Below are 26,435 nucleotides of genomic sequence, written 5' to 3'. Positions count from 1 at the left end.
GGCCAGGCATGAACGCGGCGTGAGCTTTAAAGCGCAAACAGCAACAACACGCGCCTTGAAGCACACGCTGCGTGCAGCAAAAAACGGGGTGCAGCATCGTCGCGATATCGGGCGCGCTGCAATAACAACTACAAAGAATGTCAAGACGTTGCCAGCACATGGAACTGCACGCATAGCGCGCGGTCGAATGCGCTCAATAGCCGCTACAAATATCATTCGTCATAAGCGGCGTGGCGTCGTCGGGAGAGGAAAACAAAATGAACAAGGCTATCGAACTCGCACTCTTTTTGCATCTGCTCGCGGTCGCAGTGTGGGTAGGTGGGATGGTGTTCGCGCATTTCTGTCTGCGCCCGGCTATTGCCGATCTTTCGCCGCAACTTCGCTTGCCCTTGTGGGAATCGGTGTTCGGCCGCTTCTTCAACTGGGTCGCTGCAGCCGTGCTGGTGATTCTCCTCACGGGCGGTTTCCTGCTCATGCAATTCGGCGGGGGGCACGCCACGTGGCCGCTGCATGCCATGGCCGGCCTCGGCATCGTGATGATGCTGATCTTCGGGCACATTCGCTTCGCCGTGTTCCCGCGCATTCGCCGTGCGGTGCAGGCGCAGAAGTGGCCCGATGGCGCGCAGGCGGTCGGCACGATCCGGCGTCTGGTGCTGGTGAATATCGTGCTGGGCGTGGTGACGATCGGTGTGGCGGTGTTGTCGCGCGGATTCTGAAGGCCGCCTACTGCATGGCGCCGTAGGCAAGCCACAGCCCACATACCACTGCTACGGTGCCGTACACCACATACACCGGCACCTTGAGTTTCGCGAAGCACATGCCGGAGAACAGCGCCGTTACCAGATACACGGGTTTGAACGGCACGTGCACCGCAATGCGCAGTACGGCCACCGCGAGAAACGCGGTGGTGACCGCTCGCAAGATCCGCATGCCGTGTTCGAAACGTGGATTGGCCTTCAACTGATGCAGATGGCGCTGCGCTAGCACCACGAGGCAACCCGACGGCACAAAAAGCGCGAGCGTAGCAATCAGCGCGCCTGCCCAGCCATCCACCAGATAGCCGAAGAACGGCACCACATTCAACAGCGGTCCGGGTGACAACGGGGATAGCGAAAACGCCAAGGTGAAGTCGTTGTCCGATACGCCGATCGCCGGCGTGACGAACAGTGTTTTAAGTACCGGCAACGCCGAGAAGCCGCCACCGAACAAGGTCATGCCTGCGCCGGCCAGTCGCGGCCATAGCAGCGCAAGTTCATAGCGGTGCGGCAACGGCAGGGCAAACAGCACCAGCAACACGCCCAAGGCGGCCAGCATGTGCCAGTCGCCGCGGCCGAGCGAGACGACGATGCGAGAATGGCGAACCGGGCTGACCAGCCAGCCGGTGCCGAAGGCCGCGCCGAGCATCACCACATAGGCCGCGGGACTGCGCGCATAGAAGAGGGCCACGCAACCGAGGCCTGCCGCGATCCATTCGAGCTTGCCGCGTACCAGCGCGCGCGTCTGTTTGTACCAGGTGATCGCGATCAGCGTAGCCAGCACGACGCTGAAGTGATTGAGCAAGGTCTGGGACGCGGCGGCGCGCACGAGCGGCGTGCGATAGAAGATCGCGAACAGCGTCATCAGCATGAAAAAGGGCAGCACGCTCGCGACGCCCGCCACCCAGGCGCCGGCGCGTCCGCGCAGCGCATGTCCCAGTTGCACGGCGACATTGCAGCCCACCGGTCCGGGCACCATCCAGGCCAGCGCGATCAGATCGGAAAAGGCCACGCGCGAGAGCCGTCCCTCGCGTTCCACGTAGTGGTTTTCAAGTTGCGCCATCAGCGCGAGGCCACCCCACGACAGCGCCGACAGGCCGAACACGACCCGGAACAACGTCCATAGCGGTTCCCGTTTGCCTCGTCTGGCGGCATTCTGGCTTGTGATCGACTGCATGGCGCCGCGGGCCTCTGCACGCGAGCGGCCCGTCCTCTGAGATCATCGTTGTGTGTGGTGGCGCGGCCGGTAGCCGGCATCGCGCGGTGACGCGGTACAGCGTGAATGTAGCCGGTTTTGCGATGCTGTGGTGGGATAAGCGGGGGCGTCACCTATACGCTTCAGGCTGCATGCGGCGCGTCTGCGGGTGACAGGTGCGTCACGCCGGATCGCATCAGCTATTAGTGCTCGTGCTCGTACTGGACACGCTGCGGGTGCTGTCGACCTCATGCGCGGCGCGGTGCCCCTTCATGCCGCACACACCGAAACGTTCGAGCAGCGCCGGAATCGCTTCGACCGGCACCGGACGCGAGAACAGGAAACCCTGCGCCTCGATATGACCGAGCGCGGCGAGCCACGCAATCTGCTCCTCGGTCTCGGTGCCTTCGACCACCACCGTGAGCCCGAGCGAGCGCGCCAGGTTGACGATCGCGGTGACCATTACGCAGACACTGCGGTCGCCGGGAATTGCCTGGACGAACGAACGGTCCACCTTCAGCGTGTCGACCGAGAAACGGTTCAGGTAGGAAAGCGACGAATAGCCCGTGCCGAAGTCGTCGAGTGCGATGCGCACGCCGAGGCGTTTCAACGCGAAGATTTTCTCCGACACGAGCTCGGGATATTCCATCATCGCCGTCTCGGTGATTTCGAGTTCGAGGCGCCGCGCGGAGATGCCGCTTTCTTCGATCGCGTGCGAGATGGTTTCGTACAGATCGCCGCGCCAGAACTGCACCGCGGAGATGTTCACCGCGAGCGAGAGCGTGTCGTAGCCCTGTTGCTGCCACAACGCCAACTGGCGGCATGCGGTCTCGATCACGAAGTCGCCGATCGGTACGATCAGGCCGGTCGATTCGGCGACCGGAATGAATTCGTTGGCCGGAATCAAACCGTGTTGCGGATGATTCCAGCGCACCAGTGCTTCGAAACCGGTGATGCAGCGGCGTGTCAGATCGATCTTCGGCTGATAGGCGAGGAACAACTGGCCTTCGGCGAGCGCCACGCGCAGTTGCTGTTCCCACTTCATCAAATGGTCCGCGCGGTGCGACAGCTGCGGCGAATAAAACTGGTAGCAGTTCTTGCCCGCGTCTTTCGCGCTGTACATGGCGAGGTCGGCTTTTTTCAGCAGGTCGATCTCGCTCTCGTTGGCGACCGAGTAGAGTGCGATGCCGATGCTCGCGTGCAGCACGAACGAACTGCCGCGCACTTCGAAAGGCCTGGCGAATGCTTCGGCGGCCGCTTCGGCGAGCGCGACGGCGCGCTTCTCGACGTCCTCGCCCTTGATCACCACGACGAACTCGTCGCCGCCGATGCGGCTCAACGCGCCACCCTCGCCGACTGCGGCGGCGAGGCGCGAGGCCGTCATTTGCAAGACGATGTCGCCGGCGTTGTGGCCTAACGTGTCGTTGACGGTCTTGAAGTTGTCGAGGTCGATGAAGAGAATCGCGAGGCGCCCGAGATTGGACGGCTGCGTCACGTCGTGCCGCAGTGTTTGCAGCGTCGCATAGCGATTGCGCAGACCGGTCAGCAGATCGTATTCGACCAGATGCGTCATCTCGCGCTCACGCCCGAGCAGCTTGCCGATCAAACCGGTGGCCACGGCGAAGAAGCTCAACATGGCGAGCGAGATGAAACCCGCCATCAGCAGGTAGACGTTGCGCGTGTGGTTGTAGTCGGCGAATTCTTCGGCTTGCGACAGGCCCACCAGCACGCCGAGCGGATAGCCGTCGATATGGCGGTACGAGACGATGCGCGTGACGTTGTCGATCGAATCGACATACGTGCCCGACACATGCTCCGAGGTCGGATACGAGCCGCTCGCCGAGAATGAGCCGTTGGCGCTCTCGGCACTGCCCGTGTGCCGCGCCAGCACCGTGCCGTTGTCCGAGATTACCGCGATCACGCCTTCACGGCCGATGGCCGCGTTGTTGTAGAAGTCGCTGGTGAAATAGCTCGGATCTTCGGAGACCACCACGACGCCCGCGAACGAACCGTCGGGATGATTCAGGCGCCGCGTCATCTGCAAGGTCCAGTGGCCGGATACGCGGCCGAGCACGGGCTTGCTGATATACAACTGGTCGTCGTTTTCGTGTTCGTGGACCTTGAAGTGTTCGCGGTCCGACAGATCGATGTGTTTGGGATTGAGTTCGGCCGTGTTGGCGATCAGCGTGCCGTGCTCGTCGATCAGCGACACCTGCACCAGCGTCTCGCTTTGCACCACGCCTTTTTCCACCGTGCTGGCGAGATCGAAATGATTCGGCGTCTTTTCGAATTCGTATTTGACGAAGCGGGTGATCTGATCGACCTGATGGATCGCCTTGACCGTATGCTGCTCCAGCGCCGCGGAGAGAATTGCGGCAGAGGCCATGGCCTCACGATTCGTGGCTTCCTTTTCAACCGACAGGCGCGCAAAAATCACGGTCCAAAGCAGGATCAGCACCAGCACGCCGAGCGCCGGAATGGCGAGCAAGGCGCGGCGGCGCGACACGACGGGATCGCGGCGGGGTTTGACTTCGCGCTGGTCGGAGAAGCGGAACTGGCTCATCGGGCGGGCCGTTCCCTGATGCCGGCCAGTTGCAACTGCGCGAGCATTGACTGCGCTAATTTCATGATTGGCTGCATGGTGACCAAGGTGCCGGTACTGCTGCGCAGGGGAAGGGAGCGTGGTGTCGTGCCTGACCATCCGCAGGTCATCGGATAGGTTTCGATATTACTTAATGCCACTGGATTAAGGAAGGGTCCTCGCATCGGGTATACGCGGGCGCGACAGGCCGCCCCAGCCGGCTGAATTCGCTGCCGGCGTAGCCAGCCTTGGAGCGTCGGCCTGGCACGTGTTTTCGAATATTTCATCGGAATCTGGAATTCAGGTGTGCCAAGCCTCTCGTCATGCAGCGCGCATTAGTCGCGCAAACGATATGGCATTTTGTTTGTAAGCGTGGCCGGAATTGACGAAACACGGTCGGTGTTCAGCGGCAAACGGGCGCGCGCTAACCTGCAAGCGGGCGCGGCGCCGCTCACGGCAACCTGAACGTGCCGTCGACAACCGTCACCGACGGCCCACCGATCCACGTTTTGCCGGCTGCGTCGTCGTAGTGCACCGAAACGTTGCCGGCGCGGCCCAGCACGGTGCCCTGGCGTGCCGTGTAGTGGGAGCCGGGGCGCAACTGCTGGGCGCTCAGCAGGCCTGCGAGCGCGGCGTTCGCGCTGCCGGTCACCGGATCTTCGCCGACGCCGAAGCGGCCGCCCGCCATCAGACAGCGCACCTCGAAGGTGGCCGGACCGTCCGCGTCGTGCGGGCCGTAGACGGCGAGACCGTGGGTGTCCATGGCATGCACGATATCGGCAAGCGCAGCGGCATCGGGTTCGAGCGCGAGGCAGTCGCGTGCTGAATTGACGCGCACCACGAGCCACGGCGCACCATTGTCGACCGCGCAGGGCGGTGCGCTGAAGTCGATCGCGTCGCTACGCAAAGCCGTAGTCAGTGCCGCGTACCGATCTTGGGGAAGCGCTGTAATTCGCGCGGGCGGTGCGGCGAATGCCCATGTGTCGTGCGCTTCGCCGGTCGATTCAACCGGAGCCTGCAGCGCCTTCAATTCGACGAGCCCCACGCCGCATTGCTGCATCAGCTTGCCGGCCTGTTTCGGCCGGTAGCCGCTTTCGAGCAGCGCATGCGCGGTGCCGAGTGTCGGATGGCCGGCGAACGGCAATTCGCCATGCGTCGTGAAGATACGCACGCGATAGTCGGCGGCCGGATCGGTCGGCTTCAGCAGGAAGGTTGTTTCGGAGAGATTGGTCCAGTGCGCGATGGCTTGCATCTGATCCGCATCAAGTGCATCGGCATCGAACACGACTGCAAGCGGATTGCCTTTGAACGGCACCGACGTGAACACGTCGACTTGTTTGAAACGAACGGTGTGAGCGGTCATTGGGTGCAGTCCGGCGAATCCGGCAGATTGATCGGGTTCGCGGATTCTACCTGGTGACAAAGGAACGATCTACCTTGCCGCCATGCAAAACGCGCCGCAGGTGACAGACACCTTGCGACGCGTTCTGTGCGCCAGGACGGCCGACCGGGCGAACCCGCGGCCGAACCGGTTGGCGCTTGTTATTCGACTTCGGCGATCATCTCGATCTCGACGCATGCGCCGAACGGAATCTGCGCCACGCCGAACGCCGAGCGCGCATGTTTGCCGCGCTCGCCGAACACGTCCGCGATCAGTTCGGACGCACCGTTGGTCACCACATGCTGCTCGGTGAACTCGAGCGTCGAGTTGACGAGGCTCATTAGCTTGACGATGCGCGTGACGCGGTTCAGGTCGCCCACATGCGTATGCAGCGTGGCGAGCAGGTCGATCGCGATGGCGCGCGCGGCGGCCTTGCCTTCTTCGGTGGTGAGCGTGGCGCCGAGCTTGCCGGCCCACACCTTGCCGTCTTTCTTCGCGATGTGACCCGACAGGTACACCGTGTTGCCGCTTTGCGCGCTCATCACATAAGCGGCTGCCGGCGCGCCTGCGCTCGGCAGTTCGATGCCCAGTTCCTTAAGCTTGTCGTACACATTTGTTTGAGCCATGGTGTGTCCTTGATCAGTAGTGGTGGAATTCGGTGGCGCGGGGCGGTCGGGACGGCTTAGACCTTCGCGCGGATCAGTGCCGCGAGACGCGACACGCCTTCGTCGATCCTGGCGGGCGGCACGGTGACGAACGACAGGCGCAGCGTGTTGTGCTGGGCTTCGTTCGCGAAGAACGGACCGCCCGGCACAAACGCGACATTCTGCGCGACGGCTTCTTCGAGCAGCTTCATGCTGTCGATCTGCGCGGGCAGATTCACCCACACGAACATGCCGCCTTCCGGACGATTCCAGCTAACGCCTTCAGGCATGTAGCGTTCGAGCGAGGCGAGCATCGCCGCGCATTGATCCCGATACAGTTCGCGAATGGTCGGCACGTGCGTGTCGAGGAAGCCGTCCTTGATCACTTCGTACACGATGCGTTGCGTGAAGCTCGGCGTGTGCAGATCGGTGGCTTGCTTGGCTTGCACGAGCTTGAAGATCAACTCTTCGGGCGCAATGATGTAGCCGACGCGCAGACCCGGCGCCAGCACTTTCGAGAACGAGCCGAGATGCACGATGTGATCGGGCGCCATCGAGAGCATGGTGGGCAGCGGCTCACCGGCGTAGTCGAGCGCACCGTAGGGATCGTCTTCGATCACCGGGAACGGTGCGGTCTTCGCAAACGCGGCCAGGGCGCGGCGGCGCTCGACCGGCAGGCGGCGGCCCGTTGGATTCTGGAAATTCGGTTGCGCGTACAGGAGACGTGCGCCGGCCGTCAGCTCGGGGGTGAGCGCTTCGGGAATCAGGCCTTGCTCGTCGGTCGGCACCTGCACGTAGCGCGGTTCGTACATCGAGAACGATTGCAGCGCGCCGAGGTAAGTCGGCGTTTCGACCAGCACGGGGCTTTCTGGGCACACCAGCACTTTGCCGAGCAGGTCGAGGGCTTGCTGCGAACCGGTCGTGATCAATACCTGCGAAGGGCGAATTTGCGCGCCGTTCACCGAATAGCGTTGCGCGATCCATTCGCGCAGCGGCAGATAGCCTTCGGTCGCGCTGTATTGCAACGCCGCGGCGGGCGCGTCGCGCAGAATGCGGTCGGATGCTTCGCGCATGCGCTCGGCCGGGAAGGTTGCCGGCGAGGGCAGGCCGCCCGCGAACGAAATGACTTCGGGCCGTTCCGTGACCTTCAGGATTTCACGGATCGCGGAGCTCGTGAGCTTGCGTGCGCGTTCGGACAGTTGCCACGTGGGGGCTTTCAAGTCGCTTTGGTCCATGGTCTCCTCTGCTGGTATCTCTGGAATAGGTCAAAACTTCGATTATCGCGCGAGTCGGCGACCCGCGCGCGCTGCTTATTTAAGGGTCCGTAGACCGTCGGGCGCTTCAAACTCGGCGACGAGCGCCGCTGCGCCTTCCGTCGGCTCGAGCGCGATCAGGTGCGCCGCGCCCAGCCAGTGCAATTGCGCGGCGATCGTGTCGGCCTGGGGATGTGCCGCTTTCAAAGCTTTCAGTGCGATCTCCGTTTCCGGCAGGGCCGCCGACGGATGCCGCGGCGTGTCCCACTGGATCAACGACGGCAGCACGCCGTCGCCGGCGCCTTGCCACGCGGGGAAGGCGCCATCGTCAGGCACTGTCAGACTCCACGTGAAATCGCCGCGCGTCATCGGCACGATCGGGGCAATGCGTTGCGGATACTGCGTTTGCCATACCGCGAGCTGCTTTGGCCGGTCGACTCGGGCAACCCAGTGCGACAAGTACGGCCCTTTTTCGAGCCGCGCTTGCGTCGCAGGGTCGTCGAGCGCGAACAGGCGGGCACGGGGCGCGGCGCCATCCACGGGTTCTGCCGCTTGCGGGTCGACCGCGATCACCTCCAGATAGACACCGCCCCACAGATTCAGCAGGCGATTGTGCGTACGCATCAGCGGATGTGCACCGCCGCCGGCCGGCGCGACGCCGAGCGTGTCGGCGACGTACTGCGTGCCCTCATCGAGAGTACGGGCGGAAATCACGAGGTGATCGAGACGGAGCAAATGGGCAGTCATGGCGGATCGGGAAAAACGGTTTCTGCGGTAAGCCGGAACGCGCGCCGGGTGCGGCAGCAGCGTTGCCGGGGTCGTAAGCATAACCGTTCGCCGGGTCGGCGGGCCAGACGGATGGCGTTTGGGCAGGTCTGGCCCGGCGTCGCTCGCGCGCGGGGAAGGCCATTCGAACCGTCTTACCATCCGTTGCTTATCTTAAATACAGTCTTAAATGTAGCGGTGCAGACCGGCACAGTAACGGTACAATCGATTCGATACCGTTCGGTACAGTTGGAGCCCGCCATGTCCGTCCCGCTTGCCCAGATTCCTACCCCGCACGATACGACGTCGCTGACGCTGGTCGAACAGCTCGTCCAGTGGGCGCGCCGCCGTATCGAGGAGCGCGTATTCCGTCCCGGCATGCGCATGCCGTCGATCCGCAAGCTGGCGCTGGACAAGGGCGTGTCGCGCTTTACCGTGGTCGAGGCGTATGAACGGCTGGTGGCGCAGGGTTACCTGGAGTCGCGGCGCGGTTCCGGCTTTTACGTGCGTGAACGATTGGGCGGCGCGCCGACGGCTGAAATCCGCACGATCGCCGCAGCACTCCCCGCGCCGGCCACGATCGATGTCGTCTGGCTGCTGCGCAATATGCTGCATACGGGCGCGCGTCCCGAGCGCAGCCCGGGTCTCGGCTACTTGCCGGGCCGTTGGCTGGACGGCGATCTGATCACCAACGCGCTGCGCACGCTCGGTCGGCAAAGCGGCGCGCAGATGCTCGGCATTGGCACGCCGCAGGGCTTTTTGCCGTTGCGCCAGCAGTTGCAGACGCGGTTGGAGGAACTGGAAATCGGCGCTTCGCCGGATCAGATCGTGATGGTCTCCGGCGTTACTCAGGCAATCGACCTGATTTCGCGGATATACGTGAAGCCGGGCGACGCGGTGATCGTCGGCGATCCGGCCTGGTTTCAGATGTTCGGGCGTTTTGCGTCGCAGGGCGCGCGGCTGGTTGGCATGCCGTACACGCCGGATGGGCCGGACCTCGACGCGCTCGAGTCGCTCGTGCAGACCTGGCGGCCGAAAATGCTGGTGATCAATTCGGTGTTGCAGAATCCCACCGGCACGTCGCTCACGGCCGCGCAGGCGTTCCGCATTCTGCGGCTTGCCGAGGCGTACGACTTCATCGTCGTCGAAGATGATATTTACGGCGATCTGTGCCCGCCGAGCTATCCCGGCACGCGGCTCGCAAGCCTCGACCAGTTGAAGCGCGTGATTTACCTCGGCAGCTTTTCAAAGACGCTCGCGCCCAATCTGCGGGTGGGTTTTATCGCCTGCGCACCGGAGGTGGCCACGGCCGTCGCCGATCAGAAAATGCTGGTTGGCATGACGAGCCCCGAACTGAACGAGCGCGTGCTCTACAAGATTCTCACTGAAGGTCATTACCGCCGGCACGTCGAGCGAGTCCGGGCGCGGCTCGATGGCGTGCGCGAAAAATCGGTGCGGATGCTGGAGAAAACCGGCATGAAACTGTTTCTGACGCCCTCGGCAGGCATGTTCCTGTGGGCCGACACCGGCGTCGATGCGAGCGCGCTCGCGGCCGCCGGTCACGAAGAAGGCTTTCTGTTGACGCCGGGGAGTCTGTTTTCTCCGCTGCAATCGCCGACCACGTGGATGCGCTTCAATATCGCCAACTGCGGTGATCCGGAACTGGCGACATTCCTGTGCCGCTATTTGGACGGCGTCGCGCGGCGCGCCTCTTGAAACCGCGCCGGCTTGCCCCCAATTAGGCGGACAATCCGGCGACACGGCTTCCTGCAGCCCGATGATCCAGCCCGCTGGCGCACAAAAAAGCGCCGGCCGCGGCCAGAGGGGTCCGCAGCGTAGCCCGGCGCCATGCCTGATTTGAACCCCATTCGTAACAGAGAGGAAGTCCGACCATGGCACAAGAAACCATGAGCTTTCAGGCAGAAGTTAAACAACTTCTGCACCTGATGATCCATTCGCTGTACAGCAACAAGGAAATCTTTCTGCGCGAGCTGATCTCGAACGCGTCCGACGCCGCCGACAAGCTGCGCTTCGAAGCGATCGAAAACAGCGCGTTGTACGAAAACGATTCGACTCTGCGGATTCGCGTGTCGTACGACAAGGCCGCGCGCACCATCACGCTCGACGACAACGGCATCGGCATGAGCCGTGACGAAGCAATCGCCAATCTCGGCACGATCGCGCGCTCGGGCACCAAGGAATTCTTCGGCAAGCTCTCCGGCGATCAGCAGAAAGATGCTGCGCTGATTGGTCAGTTCGGCGTGGGCTTCTATTCGGGCTTCATTGTCGCGGACAAGATCACGGTCGAAACGCGCCGCGCCGGCTTGCCGGCCTCGGAAGGCGTGCGCTGGGAAAGCGCGGGCGAGGGCGATTTCGCGGTGGAGCAGATCGAACGCGCCGCGCGCGGCACGACTATCACGCTGCATCTGCGTGCCGATGAAGATGAGTTGCTGTCGTCGCATCGTCTGAAGTCGATCATCCAGAAGTATTCGGACCACGTCGCGCTGCCCATCCTGATGGCGAAGGAAGAGTGGGACGCCGAAAAGAGCGAGATGGTCACGAAGGACGAGGACGAGACCGTCAACCAGGCGAGCGCGCTGTGGACCCGTTCGAAGAACGACATCACCGAAGACCAGTACAAGCAGTTCTACCAGCACCTCTCGCACGATCATCAGGATCCGCTGACGTGGACGCATAATCGCGTCGAAGGCCGCAGCGAATACACGCAACTGCTGTATGTGCCGACGCATGCGCCGTTCGACATGTTCAACCGCGATCATCGCGGTGGCCTGAAGCTGTACGTGAAGCGTGTGTTCATTATGGACGACGCTGAGCAACTGCTGCCGGCCTATCTGCGGTTCGTGAAGGGCGTGGTCGATTCGGCTGATCTGCCGTTGAACGTGTCGCGCGAAATCCTGCAGGAAAGCCGCGACGTGAAGGCGATTCGCGAAGGCGTGACCAAGCGTTCGCTGTCCATGCTCGAAGAATTGGCGAATTCGGAGAACGATGCCGATAAGGAAAAGTACGCCGGCTTCTGGAAGGAATTCGGTCAGGTGCTGAAGGAAGGCATTGGCGAAGACTTCGCCAATCGCGAGCGGATTGCCAAGCTGGTGCGTTTCGCGTCGACGCATACGGAATCGCCGGAGCAAACGGTTTCGCTCGCCGACTACGTCGCGCGGATGAAGCCCGAGCAAACCAAAATCTATTACGTGACCGCCGATACCTGGCAGGCCGCGACCCACAGCCCGCATCTCGAAGTATTCCGCAAGAAGGGCGTGGAAGTGCTGTTGCTGACCGATCGCGTCGATGAATGGATGCTGTCGTTCCTGAACGAATTCGACGGCAAGCCGCTGCAAAGCGTCGCGCGCGGCGATCTCGATCTGGGTGCGTTGAACGACGAAGAAAAGCAGGCGCAGGAAAAGGTCGGCGAGGAATTCAAGCCGCTCGTCGACAAGATGAAAGAAGCGCTGAAGGACAAGGCCAAGGACGTGCGTTTGACGTTCCGCCTGACCGATTCGCCGTCTTGCCTCGTGGCCGACGACGGTGAAATGAGTGGCTACCTGCAGCGTATGCTGAAGGCTGCGGGTCAGGATGCGCCGTCGTTCCACCCGATTCTTGAAGTGAATCCGGAGCATGCGCTGGTGAAGGGCTTGCATGCGGACAGCGCGAATTTCGACGACTGGTGCCATCTGTTGTTCGATCAGGCGCTGCTCGCTGAAGGTGGCGCGCTGGAAGATCCGGCTAGCTTCGTGAAACGCACCAACGCGTTGTTGTTGGCGCGTGCAGGTTGAGTTCGCCAGTTTGAACTGAGTCTGGATTGGCGTCGTTTTGACGCTTGTGGTTAAGAGATGCGCTGCCTTGGCAGCGCATTTTTTTTTATTCGTTGCCCGTTTGTGCGTTCGACCGGCGCAGGTTTTGCGCCGGTACTCAGGTGGGCAACGGCGAGGTCTTAGGACACGGGCGTCTGGCCATGCAAACGCCGCACTTGCGAGAGCACGGAGCCGGCGAGTTCCTTTGCTTCCAGGCAGGCGAGGTGATCACCCAGCACTTTCGCTGCGAGACTGCCGATTGCCGTGCTGGTCTGTTTAGACGTGTGATGCTGCGCGAGCGCAGAACCGGCAAGTTCCTTTTCCTGATGCAAGGCGCCCGGGCGCCGCAAAACGACCGCAGCCAGATGGGCAATGCGGTCGGACGTTTCTTTTGAGTTCGTCGTATTCAAGCCTTACTCCTTGGTGTTTGCTGTTAATCCGGTCGATGCTTTCGGCCTGCAAAAAATCAGCCGGAAAATAATTATGGGTAACTAACAAAATATACTCAACAACAGTAAATTGAGATTGATTTGTGAGATGAAAAGGCGTGCTTTTGTCTTATGCTGGCGGATCAAAAAGTCAGATGCATAAAGGATTATTTGCAATCTTTAAGTCGTTTATGCACCGAATCTTATTTCTGCGATTGTGCATTCACGCGTTGCGATAACTCTCCGAATTCCCATGTCCGATTCCGTCTTGATGAAACCTGCCGATCCCGTGTTTGTTCTGTGGTCGATCTTGCGCGAGCAAGGTTTCGACGCCGCTGAGCGGCGAGCCCTCGAACTCGTTGCAGAGGGCGTCACGCCGCAATTGCATGCGGACCTGTGCGCGGGTGCGGGGCGTTTCGAAGCGGCGTATCACAGTGCATCGCAAGCGCAAGATCTGATAACAGCGCAGATGCAGACGCAGACGCAGACGCAGACGCAGGCGACAGCGAACGGCGCGCGTCACGCCCGGGTCGCACTGTTCGCCGACGCGCTAGGCCGCGCTGACGCCGCGCAGCGCAACAGCGAATTGGCGGTAATCGCTCAACCGTCGGCTGTGACGGTCGAATGGATCGTCTGGTTGATCGATCGCTGCGGCGCGCATTCCGCTGCGGCGCACATGTTGCGTGCTTATGAGCCGCATGCGCAACAGGATGCCCGCGCCCCCTGGTGGCTGGCGATCGCGCTTGCCGCGTTGCCGGAGGCGAGCGCGCGAGCCGAGCGTCGCGCGGCGCTGTTGCGGGCCTATGCGCTCGATCCGGCGATCCATCCCGCGTTGCCGTTGCAACTTGTGCTGGCTTTCCGGGCGATCCGCGATTGGCCCACCGTCGAACGCGTTTGTCGCGAGATTCTGGCGCGCGATCCCGCCGATGCAGAAATCGCCTGGCAACTGAGCCATGCGCAATGGCAGTGCAACGACGCCGCCGCTGCGGAAGCAACCATGCGCGCTGTCGACGCCGCAGCACCCGGCAATGCCCACGTGCTGGCCGCGATCGGCATGTATCTCGCCGAGCAGGCGCGTTTTGCCGACAGCGAAGCGGCACTGCATGCCGCGCTCGCGCTCGACCCGTCCGCGCCGCAGGCGGCGCTCGACCTGGCCGATCTGGAGTTGCGGCGCGGCGACTGGTCGCGCGCGTGGCCGCACTTCGCGGCGCGTCTGGCGCGTAACGATCGCGAATCGAACAATGTCGTAACGGTGATGGAGCGGCTGTGTCCGCGCTGGCAGGGTCAGCCGTTGGCTGGCAAGACCTTGATCGTGCACAGCGAACAGGGCAACGGCGACGATATCCAGATGGTGCGCTTTGTGCCCGAACTGGCAGCGCGCGTACGCGACGAGGGCGGCAGGCTGGTGCTCGCCGTGCGCCGGCCGTTACAGCCGCTGTTTGCACGCTTTTATGCGGATTGCGTGTCCGTCGAAGATGGACCGCTCGGCAAACCGCACTTTGGACTGCCGATCATGAGCATCCCGTCGGTGCTTGACTTGCAGCCTGACCAGGTGCGTGGCGCAGCCTATCTGTCTGCCGATGCCAGCCGCGTGGCGGCATGGCGCGAGCGGATCCGCGCACCGGGTGAGGCGGCGCGATTGCATGTCGGCCTCGTCTGGTCGGGCAGCCCGACGCATCGTCGCGACGCGAAGCGGTCGATTCCGCTTGCGGCGCTGGCGCCGGTGCTTGCGCTACCGAATGTGGTGTTTCATCCGCTGACGCCGGGCCGTCACGCCGACGTGGCGGCGTTGAGCGCGCAGGGGTATCGCATTCACGATCTGACTGCGCTCTACCAAGCCGGTTTCGACGACGTGGCCGCGCATGTGACCGCGCTCGACGCAATGGTCACCATCGACAGCGCGCCTTTGCATCTCGGCGGTGCGCTGGGACGTCCGGTGCTGGCGATGCTCGATCACGTGTCGCATTGGGCCTGGGGCAATGAAGAGGCTCAACCGTGGTACGACTCGGTTGATCTGTTCCGCCAGCCGCAACCGGGCGATTGGGCGCCGGTGGTCGAGCGGGTGACTGAGCGATTGCAGGCAATGCTGCTTTCCCGCGAGCCGGGTCTGGACAGAAGACAGACGCTATCAGACGGAAGCGGACTCTAAAAATGCCGATACGCAACCTGACCCGGCCGTCGGATCTTCTCCGTGACGAGGAAACGATCAACACCCTGATCGCAAAAGCCGACGAACACTTCGCTGCGGGTCGAACGCATGAAGCGATGCTCGACTACGAACGGGCACTCGAACAACAACCTTGGCACGGGCATGCTCTTCACCGCATGGGCCTCGCCTGTTTTCGCGAGGACCAGGTTGAACGGTCGCGGCAGTACATGGAGGCCGCGCTGACGGTGGCGCCCGACCGTGCCGACATCTGGGAGCATCGCGGATTGCTTGCGGCGCTCCAGGACGAGCGCGTGGCAGCCGAAGCGTTCTACCATCGCGCGCTCGATCTGAGCGGCGGGACCGCCAGCCTGCATCGAAACCTTGCCGATTGTCTGAAGCGCTCCGGCCGCCTGGCTGAAGCGCGAATGCACTATGAAAAAGCCCTCGAACTCGATCCGGGCTTGACGCACGCCGTGCGCGCCCTGGCCCGAATCAGCACCGAATGCGAGCAGTTCGCGGACGCCGCGGAATACTGGGTGCGTGCGTGGGCGCTGGAACCGTCCCGCTTGCAGGATGGGCTCGAACTGATCGCAGCCTTATGGAAAGCCGATCGCGACGCGCAGATCGACGCGGTGCTGGCTCAACTGCGTGCGCGCTTTTCCGCGGATGCCGCCGCGCTTGAGCAAGTGGCCTTTGCACTGAACAGCGCGCATCGTTTCCACGACGCCGCCAACGTCATTGCCGAGGCGCTCGTTATCGACCCGCGAAGCGCCGGGCTGCATCACAATGCGTCGTATGTGTGCAACATGCTGGGCGATTTCTCCCGGATGCGGCTGCACGCCGCTGAGGCGGCCAGGCTCTTGCCCGGTAACGCGCACATTCAATTCAATCTGGCGGCTGCACAGCTGCGTTTCGGCGACTTCGGACAAGGCTGGAAACAATATCGCTGGCATGAAGCCCTGCCGGAAAACCACGATCTGGTTCGCCCCAGGTTTCCTGAATGGCAAGGCGAGCCAGTGGCAGGCCGCAGGTTTCTGCTCATTGGCGAGCAGGGGCTTGGCGATCAGATCCAGTTCCTCCGGCTGGCTGCGTGGCTGAATCGGCAGGGTGCCCGGGTCGACGTGTGGGTCGACGCTCCGCTGGCCGAACTGGCGCGACGCGCAAGCGGCGTCCATGCCGTATGGACTCAGTTGCCGCCCGAACCGTACGATTTCTGGTGTCGAATGCTCAGGATGCCGGAGCATATGAAGCTCGAGTTGTCGATGCTTCCTGTCGCGATGCCCTATCTGGCGGCGAAGCCGGAGGGCATGTGTCACTGGCAACGGCGGATCGACGCTTCCGATAGCGCCGGCGCGCATCTGTCTCCATTGCGAAAGAAACGCGTGGGGCTCGTGTGGGCAGGCAATCCGGGCTACGGGCTCGACCGTTATCGTTCGGTTGCGTTAAGCCACTTGCTGCCTATCCTCGAGCAACCTACAGTGAAGTGGATCTCGCTGCAAATGGGGCAAGCACAAGATGAGGCCATGGCATTGCCGGCGAACATCGACATCCAGATGCTGGGCCCGGAGATCCACGATTTTTCCGATACCCTGGACATTGTTCAAACGCTCGATCTGGTGATTACCGTCGACACCTCGGTCGCGCATCTGGCCGGTGCCGCAGGGCGCCCCGTCTGGATTCTGTTGCCCACCTGCACGGATTGGCGCTGGATGGCCGATCGCGACGACAGTCCGTGGTATCCGTCGGCGCGCTTGTTCAGGCAACGGGAGTTGGGTCGATGGGACACTGTGCTTGAAGACGTGCGGATCGCGCTGCGCGACTACGTGGCGCTGAAATCGGGCGCATGAGCGCCCGATTTGTCGCCTGAAATTGCGGCGATAGTTGCGGCGGTAGTTGCGCCAGTAGTTGCGGTAATAGTCAGCGCCGATTCTTTACTGCTTACCCATCAGCGTATCCATCGTTTCACCGCGCACCACGATCTCGGTGCGTCGGTTCAGCGCGCGCCCTTCGGCCGTGTCGTTGCTGGCGACGGGGTTGTTATACGCGTAGCCCTTCGTCCGGATCCGCTCCAGCGCCACGCCGCGCGCTACGAGCGCATAACCTACCGCAGTGGCGCGCGTTTCGGAAAGCTGCTGGTTGTAGTCGAGCGTGCCGACATTGTCGGTGTACCCCTCGACCAATACTGGCTTCTTGCTGCGCTTGAGCAAAATGGCCGAACGATCGATGACGGCCGCAGCATCGCCGCGCACTTCGGATTTGCCGAACTCGAACAGCGCGGCTTCGGGCAGCTTGACGGAGACACCGTTAGCGACCGGCGCGACTTCGATGCCGACTGCCTTGTTCAACGAGGTCTCTTTATCGCGGTTCAGCGGTGCTGTGCAGCCTGCCACCAGCACGACAGACATTGCGCATACGGTGGCGCCCAGGAACGTTTTCATGTTTCTTTATCTCCTTCACAGTATCCGATCACATGGCACGCCCTTTGATCGCGAGCGGGCCGTCGACTTGTTAAAGCACGAAGGTTGTATCGCGCGTGGCCGGACGAGGAGAATCGGAACTGTCTGAAATCGATACGCTGATTGAGGCGATTCCGCCCGGCATATCCATCCACCGACATTCCCGACGGGATAGCAGGTGAGGGCTCCGCGATCCTCTGACAGCTGCGCCGTTATAATCCGACACCATGTCTATCCGTTTCGATGCCGCCGACGCCCACTGGCGCGTCGCGCCCCTACCTGGCTTTAGCGCCGCCCAGAAAGACTGGTTGACCCGTGGCGGCTCGCTGACCGCGCATCTGCGCACGCTCGGCGTAGTAGCGGTGCGCGTGACGCGCGAAGCCGTCGCGCTGCCGTGGGCCGACGAGCACGCAGCGCTCGGCCTCGTGCCGCGCGCGCCGGTGTGGGTTCGGGAGGTGGTGTTGTCGGTCGACGGTGTGCCGTTTGTGGCAGCGCATAGCGTCGCGCCGCTGGCCGCGAGCGTCGGCGTATGGCAGGCCACGCGCCGTTTGCGCACGCGGCCGCTCGCCGAGTTGCTGTACAGCGATAGCAGCGTCGCGCGATCGTCGCTGGTGAGCCGCAGGCTGACGGCACGTCATCCGTTGTACCGGTTGGCGGCGCGTGAAATCGACGGCATGCCGCCGCACGCGCTGGTTGCGCGCCGCTCGGTGTTCGAGCGGCACGGTGCGCCTTTGATGGTCACTGAGTGCATGTTGCCGGCGCTGTGGGCGCATCTGTCGTCTTCGGCGCGCACGCCGTTCGCGCATTCAGCGTCCGCCCACGTGCCGCCGCGGACTCATGTGCGGGAACATGGCCGGCCGCTCGACCATACGGCGTCGCGCGCCCACGGTGCGCCGCGTGCGGAACCTGGACACCTTGCTGAACGGGATGCACGTGAATCCGGGCACGCGCCGGCTTCGGATCAGAAGGACAAACGCTGATGTTGCGCGGCTTTCCTCCCGTCGTCGCGGCGGATACGCACACGCTGATTCTCGGCAGCTTTCCCGGCGAGGCGTCGCTCGCGGCGACGCAGTATTACGCGCATCCGCGCAATCAGTTCTGGCGTTTGCTCGGCACGGTGCTCGACGAACCGCTTCCCGAACTCGCCTATGAAGAACGGTTACGGCGTTTGCTTTCGCATGGTATCGGCGTATGGGACGTGCTCGCCGCGTGCGAGCGCGAAGGCAGTCTCGACGCCGCGATCCGCAACGCCAGCCCCAACGATTTTGCTTCGCTGCGAGCCCATGCCTCGAAGCTTGCCAAAGTCTGCTTCAACGGCAAGACGGCGGGCCGCTTTGCGCCGGTGATCGGCGCGGCGGGGTATGCGACGCTCGTGCTGCCGTCGTCGAGTCCGGCGAATGCAATGTTGTCGTTCGAGCAGAAGCTCATTGTCTGGCGCGAGATTCTCGCGTGAGATCTTTCCTTTCCAGGCAGGTTTTATCAGATCAGACAACGCACCGTAGAGGGTCCGCCAGCAATGCGCCACGCGGCGCCGTCTCACGCATGGGATGCGCTGAACTTCAGGCTTGTCAAGGCTGAAAGCCTCGACACCCCGCGCAGTTCGTGGACCCGTCTACAAGGCGAGCCCGTCCAGTTCGTCATAAACGCGATGCAGCCATACCTTGACGCGCTGCCGCTCCAGCAGACCGAGCCCGGTGGCGGCGCGATCCGGATGATTGAGCGCGGCCCAGAAACTTGCGCTCTGTTGATCGATTTTTTGCATGGTGGTATCGGGCAGGCGGCGCAACGTAATCACATGGGCGCCCAGCGCTTCGGCGCGCTCGCGTTCACCCGAGGCTGTCAGAATATCGAAATGATCGCCACGGACTTCATTCAGGACCAGTACCAGCCTGATTCGTCCGCCGAATTCGTCGAGCCACTGTCGCAGCAGATCGACCGAATCGCGTCCGGTGTCCATGACGTGCCACCAGGTCAGCGTAACTCCATGCTCTTCGGCAAATGCGATCGTGTCCGAATCGTCGAGCCATCGGGCAAGCGACTGCTGCGTCTGGGCGGCGAGGTCGACCAGAATACGTCGCTGCGGATCTTCGATCGCCGATTCCATGACGGGATCGAGGCTGTCATGCTGGTCCAGCACGGCCGCAGCGGCAAAGTCGGCGTAGAAGCGCAGCAGCGCGCCGTGCGATCGATCAGTGTCGAAGCCGACGAACGGCACGTTCCGATCAATAAAGTACTGAGCCAACACGCGGGCGACAAGCGATTTGCCGACGCCACCTTTTTCCCCGCCAATGAAGTGGATGGAACTCATGCTTGCGGACCCCTTGTTGTGGAACAGGCCTGAACGAAGCCAACACTAGCAGGCTCCGGTGACATAACGGCGAAACGGGTCACGTCGAAAAAAATGCGTGCGCTGCAGCAGCATGCTATGTGACTGACGGGGGTGTCAAACTGAACAAAATATCAACCAGTTCTGGTGTTTGCCCGGTTCGGTTCGCGGTGACGCGTCGCTGCGCGAGCACGCACCGATGCTCAGGAAAGTCTGCTTTAATGGCAAAACAACGGGAAGATTCACGCCGGTGAGTACCGCCGCGGACTACGCCACCCTCGTATTGCCTTCATCGAGTCCGGCGAATGCTATGCTCTCGTTCGACCAAAAATTGCGTCTCTGGCGCGACATCCTTACATGACGACATTGATCAAGCGCGCCTCGGCTGAAGCCCGTGCTTTCCGCAACAAAGACACTGACGCCGGCGACACCACGCTGAACAAACAGAAAGCCGTGCGCAATAAAAAGCGTGAACTGCACGACGACGATCTGCGCGACGCGCCGCAAATCGAAGCGCCGCGCAAGCCGCGATTCGCGCCGGTGACGTTCTCGGAAGAGGGCGGTGTGCGCTTCCTGCACTTCGGCACGGAATGGGTGCAAGGCGCGATGCGTCTGCGCAAGCCGGATCACATCGAACTCGAATACGCGCAGCAGATGATGGCCTGGCTGCTGTTCATCGAAACACCGAAGCGTATTGTTCAGCTCGGGCTCGGGGCCGCGGCACTGACCAAGTTTGCATACCGTTTCCTGACGCGTGCCAAAGTCGAGGCGGTCGAACTGAATCCGGCCGTCGTGGTGGCCGCGCGCACGATGTTCGAACTGCCGCACGACGACGCCCGTCTGACCGTGCACGAAATGGACGCATGGGACTTCGTCAATGACCGCGCCAACCACGGCACGATCGGCGCGTTGCAGATCGACGTCTACGATGCCACGGCCCGTGGCCCGGTGCTCGACAGCGTCGGCTTTTACCGCGCGGTGCGCGCCTGCCTGACCGACGCGGGCGTGGTGACGATCAACCTGTTCGGCGATCATCCGAGTTTCGTGCGCAACATGAAGCGCTTGAACGAAGCCTTCGACGGCCGCGTGGTCGCGCTGCCGGAAGTGCACGACGGCAACCGCATCGCCATCGCGTTCTCGGGCCCGGCGCTCGACGTGCCGTTCGCGACGCTGCAGGCGCGCGCGAAGCTGATCGAAGCGGAACTCGGTTTGCCGGCGCGCAAGTGGATCAAGGGGCTGCAGGAATCGACCGGACAGAACGGCAATTCGTTCTCAGTCTGACGAGTGATGCGGTCGGGCCGGGCAAGCCGGCTCGACTGCGGCAGGACCGAACGCTGAAAGAACCACAGCCGTTGCGTCTACGCGACGGTCCGCAAAAGTCACCACCCAGCGCGCATCGTACGGCCATCCGCTTCCCGCTCACGATCCCACGCACGAGCCCGGCGTAGGTCACCCAGATTCCGGCCCGCTGTCGCCACGAACAGCCCCGCTGTGCGTTGAAACAGCGTCCCGCTCGCGTCAAAGCCCCGTCCTGCCAGCCTCGCGAGCACCGTCCCGCCTCGGGTCCTCCCTGCTTGACCGCACGTTCGCGGCTCCTATACTCTTTCGAAGCTTTCGGGGCGCCCGTGGGCATCTGCGGGGCGACCCCTCGCGGGGCGGCCAGCCGCCGGGGGATCCACCACCCGTCAAAACACGGGCCAACATTTCAATAATAGGGAAGAGGAGACGTCATGGCTCACGACGCCGACGCGAACAAGGCCAGCAAGCACTGGCTCTGGTTGCTGCTGTTGCCCTGGATCGCAATGATCTGGGTGCCGTCATATAACAAGGTCGAACCGCAACTGTTCGATTTTCCGTTCTTCTACTGGTACCAGCTCCTGTGGGTGCTGATCAGCGCGATCATCACCGCGCTCGTGTACTTCAAGACCAAGACCCGCTCGACGGGCAGCTCGCAAGGGGGCGCACAATAATGAACGCCACCGCAACTTTCGTCTTCGTCCTGTTTTTTATCGGCGTCACCATTCTCGGTTTTATCGCGGCCCACTGGCGCAAGGGCGATCTGGCCCACCTGGAAGAGTGGGGCCTCGGCGGCCGGCGTTTCGGCACCATCGTCACCTGGTTCCTGCTGGGCGGCGACCTGTACACCGCCTACACCTTCATCGCCGTGCCGGCGCTGGTGTTCGGTGCGGGCGCAACGGGTTTCTTCGCACTGCCGTACACGATCCTGATCTATCCGTTCGCGTTCGTCGTGTTCCCGAAACTGTGGAGCATCGCCAAACGTCAAGGTTACGTGACCTCGGCCGACTTCGTCTCGGCGCGCTACGGCAGCCGCATGCTGGCACTGGCGATCGCCGTGACCGGCATTGTCGCGACGATGCCGTACATCGCGCTGCAACTGGTCGGTATCGAAGTGGTGATCGGCGCCCTGGGTTTCGACACCAAGGGCTTTGTCGGCGATCTGCCGTTGATTATTGCCTTCGCGATTCTGGCGGCTTACACGTACACGTCGGGCCTGCGCGCGCCGGCCATGATCGCGGTCGTCAAGGACGTGCTGATCTATATCGTGATCTTCGCGGCGATCATCGTGATTCCGCCGCAACTGGGCGGCTTCGGCCATATCTTCAGCGTGGTGCCGCCTGCCAAGCTGCTGCTGAAGGCCCCGGACGTGTCGAGCCTGAACGGCTACAGCGCGTACGCGACGCTTGCGGTGGGCTCGGCGCTTGCGCTGTTCCTGTATCCGCACTCGATCACCGCGGTGCTGTCGTCGAAGTCGGGTAACACGATCCGCCGCAACATGGCGATGCTGCCGGCTTACTCACTGGTGCTCGGCCTGCTCGCGCTCCTCGGCTTCATGGCCCTGGCCTCGGGCGTGAAGGACATGCCGGAATTCGCGCCGTACTTCAAGGCGTTCGGCCCGAACTTCGCGGTGCCGGCGCTCTTCCTGCACTTCTTCCCGTCGTGGTTCGTCGGCGTGGCGTTCGCGGCGATCGGTATCGGCGCGCTGGTGCCGGCGGCCATCATGTCGATTGCGGCAGCCAACCTGTACACGCGCAACATCCACAAGGAGTTCGTGAACCGCAACATGTCGCATGAGCAGGAGACCAACGTCGCGAAGCTGGTGTCGCTGATCGTCAAGGTCGGTGCGGTCGCGTTCATTCTCGGCCTGCCGTTGACGTATGCGATCCAGCTGCAGCTGCTGGGCGGCATCTGGATCATCCAGACGCTGCCGGCCATCGTGCTGGGTCTCTACACGCGCGTGCTCGACTATCGCGGCCTGCTGATCGGCTGGGCGGTCGGTATCGCAACCGGCACGTGGATGGCGATTTCGCTGAAGCTGGCGGGCTCGATCTTCACGATCCACCTGTTCGGCATGGCAATTCCGGGCTACGCGGCGGTGTGGTCGCTGATCGTCAACCTGGTGGTGTCGGTGGTGGTGAGCCTGCTGGTGCGCGCGTTCGGCATGCAGCGCGCCGAGGACCGCACCCGTCCGGAAGATTATCTGGACGTGGTCGAAGGCTAAGTCAGCCGTTCCGTCTCGCTGTAAAAGCAACGCCCGCAGACAAAAGTTTGCGGGCGTTTGTCTTTCCGGGGCACTCCAGGGCACGATAGCGGAACCGTCTTTCAAAGCGTCCGTCGCGCGAGCCATGGCTTCTGCCGATTCCCCCCGCGTCATTGTCCGCCGCTCGGCCCTTAGCCGTATGGTGCGGACGATCACGTCGCCGTACTACCGCTATCGGCACGCGAAGGTGCTGCATAGCCTGCGCGTCGGCGTCGCGATGCTGGTGTCGATTCTCGCGACCACCGGGATCGACATTCCTCACGGCATCTGGTCGTCGGTGACGCTGCTGGTGGTGATCGGCGGCTTGCAGCATCACGGCAATATCCGCAAGAAGGCCGCCGACCGGGCGGCGGGAACGCTGCTCGGCGCGGTGATCGGGCTTCTGCTCATTCTGACGCAGAATCTGACCGGGTCGCTACCGCTCACTTATGTGCTGATGTCGATCGTCGCGGCGATCTGCGCGTGGTTCGCGATCGGCTCGTCGGGCTATATCGGGCTGCTGACGGCGATCACGATGTGCATCGTCGCGGGTCATGGCGACAATCTGATCGACGTCGGTCTATGGCGCACGCTGAACGTGCTGATCGGCATTGTTATCGCGCTGGCGTTTTCGTTCGCGTTGCCGCTCCACGCGACGTATTCGTGGCGCTATGGGATTGCCGCCAATCTGCGCGACTGTGCGCGGATCTACACCCGTTTGCTGGAAGGCGAAACGATCAGCGAGGACGAGCAGGTGAAACGCTTCCTCGTCATCAACAAGCGGCTGGTGCAACTGCGCTCGTTGATGCCTTCCGTGGCGAAGGAGATCGATGTGCCGCAGGCCAGGCTCGACGAGATCCAGCGGCTGCATCGCTCGGTGCTCAGTTCGCTGGAATTGCTGGCGACCGGCCCGCTGATGCGCGCCGATACCGCGGCGCGCGCGGCGTATGCGCAGGAGTGCGGCGTCGAGGTGCACGCCGTGCGTAGCATGCTGCTTGCGATGGCGCGCGGCCTGCGCTTTGGCCGTGCGACGCACTTTGGCATTCCGGCCGCGTCGCCGCTCGCACAAGTGGAGCGTGGCGCGGCGCTTGAATTGCCGCCCGATCTGCAGGGGCCGTATTGGCTCGGGCAGCGTTTAGCCGAACAGGTGGAGCGGTTGCGCGCTTTGCTGCTAGAGACTGAGCCGAACTGGAATATCGAGCGGCATTCGCGCACTTTACTGAAGGTATAGCTTCACACGTTGGTCGGGTGAGCCGGTGCGGCGGCCTGACAGGCTGCAGCATGGTTATGGCGATCGCGTCGGCACACCGGCATCGCAGCCGCCATCGAAGAAGCCGCCGTGCATGACGCGCTCAGGCATCCGGCAGCGTCACCATCCATGCGAGACCGAAACGGTCCACCAGCATCCCGAAGCCTTTGCTCCAGAAGGTGGGCTGAAACGGCATCATGACCTGTCCGCCGTCGGCGAGCGCGTTGAAGTATTTTTTCGCCGAGGCCTCGTCGTCCGCCGTCAGCGACAGGCTGAAGCCGTTCATCGAGCCTGCGTTCGGGTCGCAGCGGCCGTCGGACGCCATCCAGATCGTCGAGCCGAGCTTGATGGATGCGTGCATGATCTTGTCTGCGGTGCCGGGGTCCATCTGGGCCTGGGCGTCAGGTGGCGCCTCTTTGTAGCGCATCTGGAACGTGACTTCTGCGCCGAGCTTCTCGCTGTAATACTTGAGCGCTTCTTCACAGCGGCCGTTGAAAAAAACGTAAGGCTGAACGTACATGGTCGTCTCCCGGAACAGGGTCAGCGGCGCCGCATTCCTTCGGCACAGGGCGGCGAGAGGGCGGGCGTGCAGACGATTGTAGTCGTCCGTTAGGGCTGCGATTATGACTTTATTGCGTAGGAATTAGACGTAAGGGAGGCGGGAGGCAGAGCGCCAAGCCCATGTCGGAGGCGGCTGTAAACGGCATGCGGCCCTGAGCCAGAGACTCAGGGCCGCATATGCAAGCACCTGCATGAGCGCGTACTGAAGCCGCGCACCTGAAAAAGCGAAGCTTAGCGCAGCGCTTCGATCAGCTTTTCCAGCTTGACGGCGTCCGCGGCGAAGGCGCGGATGCCTTCGGCGAGCTTTTCGGTCGCCATGGCTTCGTCGTTGACGAGGAAACGGAACGACGCCTCATCCACCGGCACGCGTTCGATGTCCGTACCCGAGGCGAGGTCAGGCGACAGCTTGCGCTCGACCTTCTCGGTGCTCTCCTGCAGCTTTTGCAACAGATCCGGGCTGATGGTCAGCAGATCGCAGCCGGCCAGTTCCAGAATCTGGCCCGGAGTGCGGAAGCTCGCGCCCATCACCTCGGTCTTGTAGCCGAACTTCTTGTAGTACGCGTAAATGCGGCGCACCGATTTGACGCCCGGATCGTTGGCGCCGCCGTCTTTCGCTTCGTCCCACGCGCTGCCGGCGTTCTTCTTGTACCAGTCGTAGATGCGGCCGACGAACGGCGAGATCAGTTGCGCGCCTGCTTCGGCACAGGCAGCGGCCTGGGCGAGCGAGAACAGCAGCGTCATGTTGCAGTGGATGCCTTCCTTCTGCAGCACTTCGGCCGCGCGCACGCCTTCCCACGTGGAGGCCAGCTTGATCAGCACGCGTTCGCGGCCGATGCCGTGGTCTTTGTACAGGGCGATCAGCTCACGGCCCTTGGCGATCGACGCTTCAGTGTCGAACGAGAGGCGTGCGTCCACTTCGGTCGACACGCGACCCGGAATGATCTTGAGAATTTCGGTGCCGAACGCGATCAGCAACTGGTCGATGATCGCGCCGACCGGCTTCGACGCATGCGCCTTCACGGTCTTTTCGAGCAGCGGTTTGTAGTCGTCTTTCTGGACGGCCTTCAGAATCAGCGACGGATTGGTGGTCGCGTCCTGCGGCTTGTACTGGGCAAGCTGCTGGAAGTCGCCGGTATCGGCCACGACGGTGGTGTATTGCTTGAGTTGATCGAGTGCGGTTGTCATGTTCGAGCCTTCAAGGCGCGCGTGCGCCGTGGTTCAGGAGAAATGAGATCGCCACCGGACGGAAAGGCAAACGGTTCCGGCGGCCGCGGGTCACGCTGCAGCGTCTGCCCGCCATGTTGCCGGGGAATTTTGACGGAAAGCGCTGCCGGATGCTTCTATT

Annotated in this window: 22 protein-coding genes and 1 pseudogene; 12 read left to right on the top strand and 11 right to left on the bottom strand. The window is 62.7% G+C overall.

Annotation, left to right across the window (positions count from 1 at the left end):
• The first annotated feature begins 257 nt into the window (after window positions 1-257).
• Window positions 258-716 (top strand): CopD family protein, encoded by a 459-nt coding sequence (locus tag PQQ95_RS35090; protein WP_169486642.1) that lies wholly within the window; start codon window positions 258-260, stop codon window positions 714-716.
• Between the two features lie 7 nt (window positions 717-723).
• Here PQQ95_RS35090 and PQQ95_RS35085 read toward each other — a convergent pair whose 3' ends face one another.
• The 6 genes from PQQ95_RS35085 to PQQ95_RS35060 all read right to left on the bottom strand — a co-directional run bounded on the left by PQQ95_RS35085 (window position 724) and on the right by PQQ95_RS35060 (window position 8,556).
• On the bottom strand, window positions 724-1,932 hold the full coding sequence (locus tag PQQ95_RS35085) for a chromate transporter (RefSeq protein WP_408446577.1): 1,209 nt from the start codon (window positions 1,930-1,932) through the stop codon (window positions 724-726).
• Window positions 1,933-2,146: 214 nt separating this feature from the next.
• Entirely contained in the window at window positions 2,147-4,513 is a 2,367-nt protein-coding gene (locus PQQ95_RS35080) for a bifunctional diguanylate cyclase/phosphodiesterase (protein ID WP_408446574.1), read from the bottom strand.
• Between the two features lie 469 nt (window positions 4,514-4,982).
• Complete coding sequence (locus PQQ95_RS35075) at window positions 4,983-5,894, bottom strand: PhzF family phenazine biosynthesis protein (RefSeq protein WP_408446572.1); 912 nt, start codon at window positions 5,892-5,894, stop codon at window positions 4,983-4,985.
• A 179-nt stretch (window positions 5,895-6,073) separates the two neighbouring features.
• Window positions 6,074-6,538, bottom strand: a complete 465-nt coding sequence (locus PQQ95_RS35070) for a RidA family protein (protein WP_408446570.1) — start codon at window positions 6,536-6,538, stop codon at window positions 6,074-6,076.
• A gap of 56 nt (window positions 6,539-6,594) precedes the next feature.
• On the bottom strand, window positions 6,595-7,791 hold the full coding sequence (locus PQQ95_RS35065; protein ID WP_408446567.1) for an aminotransferase-like domain-containing protein: 1,197 nt from the start codon (window positions 7,789-7,791) through the stop codon (window positions 6,595-6,597).
• Between the two features lie 75 nt (window positions 7,792-7,866).
• Window positions 7,867-8,556 (bottom strand): VOC family protein, encoded by a 690-nt coding sequence (locus tag PQQ95_RS35060; protein ID WP_408446565.1) that lies wholly within the window; start codon window positions 8,554-8,556, stop codon window positions 7,867-7,869.
• Window positions 8,557-8,835: 279 nt separating this feature from the next.
• Between PQQ95_RS35060 and PQQ95_RS35055 the strand changes: the two genes are divergently transcribed.
• Both PQQ95_RS35055 and htpG read left to right on the top strand, forming a co-directional pair.
• The gene (locus PQQ95_RS35055) at window positions 8,836-10,290 is read left to right on the top strand and encodes an aminotransferase-like domain-containing protein (RefSeq protein WP_408446562.1); all 1,455 of its coding nucleotides are present in this window, start codon (window positions 8,836-8,838) and stop codon (window positions 10,288-10,290) included.
• Between the two features lie 176 nt (window positions 10,291-10,466).
• Window positions 10,467-12,365: a molecular chaperone HtpG gene (htpG, locus tag PQQ95_RS35050; RefSeq protein WP_408446559.1), complete on the top strand. Its 1,899-nt coding sequence runs from the start codon at window positions 10,467-10,469 to the stop codon at window positions 12,363-12,365.
• A 158-nt stretch (window positions 12,366-12,523) separates the two neighbouring features.
• On the opposite strand, the gene PQQ95_RS35045 is transcribed toward htpG, so the two are convergent.
• The gene (locus PQQ95_RS35045) at window positions 12,524-12,793 is read right to left on the bottom strand and encodes a hypothetical protein (protein ID WP_408446558.1); all 270 of its coding nucleotides are present in this window, start codon (window positions 12,791-12,793) and stop codon (window positions 12,524-12,526) included.
• 271 nt (window positions 12,794-13,064) lie between these two features.
• On the opposite strand from PQQ95_RS35045, the gene PQQ95_RS35040 reads away from it, so the two are divergent.
• On the top strand, window positions 13,065-14,960 hold the full coding sequence (locus PQQ95_RS35040; RefSeq protein WP_408446555.1) for a tetratricopeptide repeat protein: 1,896 nt from the start codon (window positions 13,065-13,067) through the stop codon (window positions 14,958-14,960).
• A 2-nt stretch (window positions 14,961-14,962) separates the two neighbouring features.
• Window positions 14,963-16,807, top strand: a complete 1,845-nt coding sequence (locus PQQ95_RS35035) for a tetratricopeptide repeat protein (protein WP_408446552.1) — start codon at window positions 14,963-14,965, stop codon at window positions 16,805-16,807.
• 84 nt (window positions 16,808-16,891) lie between these two features.
• Here PQQ95_RS35035 and PQQ95_RS35030 read toward each other — a convergent pair whose 3' ends face one another.
• Window positions 16,892-17,398: an OmpA family protein gene (locus tag PQQ95_RS35030; protein ID WP_408446549.1), complete on the bottom strand. Its 507-nt coding sequence runs from the start codon at window positions 17,396-17,398 to the stop codon at window positions 16,892-16,894.
• Between the two features lie 245 nt (window positions 17,399-17,643).
• On the opposite strand from PQQ95_RS35030, the gene PQQ95_RS35025 reads away from it, so the two are divergent.
• Both PQQ95_RS35025 and PQQ95_RS35020 read left to right on the top strand, forming a co-directional pair.
• Entirely contained in the window at window positions 17,644-18,396 is a 753-nt protein-coding gene (locus tag PQQ95_RS35025) for a chorismate--pyruvate lyase family protein (protein WP_408446546.1), read from the top strand.
• Entirely contained in the window at window positions 18,396-18,869 is a 474-nt protein-coding gene (locus PQQ95_RS35020; RefSeq protein ID WP_408446543.1) for a DNA-deoxyinosine glycosylase, read from the top strand. Before PQQ95_RS35025 ends, PQQ95_RS35020 begins: the two co-directional genes overlap by 1 nt.
• 159 nt (window positions 18,870-19,028) lie before the next feature.
• Here PQQ95_RS35020 and PQQ95_RS35015 read toward each other — a convergent pair whose 3' ends face one another.
• Complete coding sequence (locus PQQ95_RS35015) at window positions 19,029-19,724, bottom strand: P-loop NTPase family protein (protein ID WP_408446542.1); 696 nt, start codon at window positions 19,722-19,724, stop codon at window positions 19,029-19,031.
• Window positions 19,725-19,917: 193 nt separating this feature from the next.
• Here PQQ95_RS35015 and PQQ95_RS35010 point away from each other — a divergent pair.
• The 5 genes and pseudogenes from PQQ95_RS35010 to PQQ95_RS34990 all read left to right on the top strand — a co-directional run.
• A pseudogene (locus PQQ95_RS35010) lies at window positions 19,918-20,103 on the top strand (uracil-DNA glycosylase family protein); the annotation flags it as partial.
• On the top strand, window positions 20,100-21,023 hold the full coding sequence (locus PQQ95_RS35005; protein WP_408446539.1) for a class I SAM-dependent methyltransferase: 924 nt from the start codon (window positions 20,100-20,102) through the stop codon (window positions 21,021-21,023). The pseudogene PQQ95_RS35010 and the gene PQQ95_RS35005, both read left to right, overlap by 4 nt.
• Before the next feature lie 449 nt (window positions 21,024-21,472).
• On the top strand, window positions 21,473-21,712 hold the full coding sequence (locus PQQ95_RS35000) for a DUF3311 domain-containing protein (RefSeq protein WP_175052778.1): 240 nt from the start codon (window positions 21,473-21,475) through the stop codon (window positions 21,710-21,712).
• On the top strand, window positions 21,712-23,262 hold the full coding sequence (gene mctP, locus PQQ95_RS34995; RefSeq protein WP_408446537.1) for a monocarboxylate uptake permease MctP: 1,551 nt from the start codon (window positions 21,712-21,714) through the stop codon (window positions 23,260-23,262). Before PQQ95_RS35000 ends, mctP begins: the two co-directional genes overlap by 1 nt.
• 124 nt (window positions 23,263-23,386) lie before the next feature.
• Window positions 23,387-24,511 carry an FUSC family protein gene (locus tag PQQ95_RS34990; RefSeq protein ID WP_408446534.1) on the top strand — a complete coding sequence of 375 codons (1,125 nt, stop codon included), beginning with the start codon at window positions 23,387-23,389 and terminating at the stop codon, window positions 24,509-24,511.
• A 121-nt stretch (window positions 24,512-24,632) separates the two neighbouring features.
• Here the strand turns inward: PQQ95_RS34990 and PQQ95_RS34985 are convergent, their stop codons facing one another.
• The gene (locus tag PQQ95_RS34985) at window positions 24,633-25,049 is read right to left on the bottom strand and encodes a VOC family protein (RefSeq protein WP_408446531.1); all 417 of its coding nucleotides are present in this window, start codon (window positions 25,047-25,049) and stop codon (window positions 24,633-24,635) included.
• 272 nt (window positions 25,050-25,321) lie between these two features.
• Window positions 25,322-26,275, bottom strand: coding sequence for a transaldolase (gene tal / locus PQQ95_RS34980; RefSeq protein WP_408446528.1), 954 nt, complete (start codon window positions 26,273-26,275; stop codon window positions 25,322-25,324).
• Window positions 26,276-26,435: the final 160 nt, after the last annotated feature.

The sequence above is a fragment of the Paraburkholderia caffeinilytica genome (assembly GCF_046030355.1).
In the GTDB taxonomy this organism is placed as follows: Bacteria; Pseudomonadota; Gammaproteobacteria; order Burkholderiales; family Burkholderiaceae; genus Paraburkholderia; species Paraburkholderia caffeinilytica_B.
This window is presented reverse-complemented; position numbering and strand designations above follow the sequence as displayed.